We start from the raw sequence: 337 nt of genomic DNA on the forward strand, positions 1-337 counted from the left end.
CGAAGCCTCAGTGGCCACCGCTAAGCAGCTACAAGGCAAGGCGCTATCATACAACAACATCGCTGATACCGACGCAGCCCTTGAGTGCGTAAAAGAATTCGATGCGCCAGCGTGTGTGATCGTCAAACACGCCAACCCATGTGGCGTATCGGTCGGTGAAAACATCCTTAGCGCCTATGACCGCGCCTTTAAAACCGACCCAACTTCCGCTTTCGGCGGCATTATTGCCTTTAACCGTGAACTTGATGGTGATACCGCAGAAGCCATCGTTGCGCGCCAGTTTGTGGAAGTGATTATTGCGCCTAGCATCAGCGAAGAAGCAGCGCAAATCGTTTCG

General features: G+C 53.1%; 1 pseudogene. It reads left to right on the forward strand.

The features are described from left to right. Positions 1-337, forward strand: a pseudogene (purH, locus tag CWC11_RS22340) (bifunctional phosphoribosylaminoimidazolecarboxamide formyltransferase/IMP cyclohydrolase); the annotation flags it as partial.

This window comes from Pseudoalteromonas sp. S3178 (assembly GCF_005886985.1).
Lineage (GTDB): Bacteria > Pseudomonadota > Gammaproteobacteria > Enterobacterales > Alteromonadaceae > Pseudoalteromonas > Pseudoalteromonas carrageenovora.